General features: G+C 81.8%; 1 pseudogene. It reads right to left on the bottom strand.

The window, feature by feature from the left end:
* Positions 1–1,244, bottom strand: a pseudogene (locus tag D7231_RS35055) (hypothetical protein); the annotation flags it as partial.

Raw genomic sequence — 1,244 nt, 5'->3', positions numbered from 1 at the left:
GGTCGGCGGCCAGGCGGTGGTCGCCCCGGCCCAGGGCGAGCAGCCCGAGGGCGTAGCCGGCCCAGGAGGCGCCGGGCGCCAGGCCGCCCTCGGTCCCGGCGCGGGCCAGTTCCTCGCAACGGCCCTCCTCGCCGCGGATCGCCGCCGCGAGGGACAGCACGCCCCGGACGCCGCGGGCCCGCCGGGTGTGCCCGATGGCCTCGGCGATGCGCAGGGCCTCGGCCGCGTCCGCCTCGGCCTCGGGGAGGTGGCCGAGGAAGATCCTTGCCTGGGTGCGCAGTTGGAGGGCGTGCGTCAGGTCGCTGATCCGGCCCCGGGTCCGGCACAGCCGCGCCAGCTCGTCGGCCGCGGCCAGCGCCTCCTCGTCCCCGCCGGCGCGCAGCGCCGCGAACACGGTGTAGGTGGCCGCGAGGATGTCGGCGGGCACGGCGGCGGGGACAGCCGGCCCGGCGGCGGCGAGGGGCGCGCGGAGCAGGGCGAGCCCGGCGGCGTGATCGCCGGAGAGCAGGAGTTCGGTGCCGCGCACGACCGCGGGGATGGCGCCCGGCGGGGCCTGGCCGTGGCGCTGCGCCGTCTCGATCAGGCGGCTCGCGCGGCGCAGGACCTCGCCGTCCCCCGCGAACCAGGCGTACGCGGCCGCCGCGCCGAGCAGCTCGACGGCCTGGCGCGGGGCCGAGGCGGCGGTGGCCTCGGCGGCTTCGACGGCGATGCGGCCGGCGGCGGCGGCGTTGCCCTGCTCGAACTCCAGGGCGGCGGTCACGGCGGACAGGCGGGCCGCGACCTCGGGGCGGGCCGCGAGCCGGGCCCCGCGGGCCGCCAGGCCGCCGGCCCGGCCGAGCTGCCCGGCGGCCAGCGCCGCCTCGGCGGCGGCGGCCAGGCGGCGGGCGCGCGGCTGACGGTCCTCGGTCAGCTGCGCGGAGCGTTCGAACACCGAGGCAGCGACGGCGGGGGCGCCGCGGCGCAGGGCGCGCCCCGCGGCCTCCTCCATGAGCCGGCCCAGGGGCTCGTCAACGCCCGTGGTGGCGGCGGCGAGGTGGTGCGCGCGGCGGTCCTCGGCGCCGCCGGAGTCCTCGGGGCCGGGACCGCCGACGCCGCCCGGCTCGTCCTCCGGACCGCCGCCGTGGCCCAGCGCCTCCGCGAGCGCCCGGTGCGCCGCCTGCCGGACCGCCAGCGGGGCGCCGCGGTAGGCCGCGGCCTTCACCAGTGGGTGGCGGAACGCCAGTTCGGCCTGCCCGACCCGCACC

It is taken from the genome of Streptomyces klenkii (assembly GCF_003626645.1).
Lineage (GTDB): Bacteria > Actinomycetota > Actinomycetes > Streptomycetales > Streptomycetaceae > Streptomyces > Streptomyces klenkii.
Note: the sequence above shows the minus strand (reverse complement) of the source record. Positions and strands in the feature narration are given on the sequence as shown.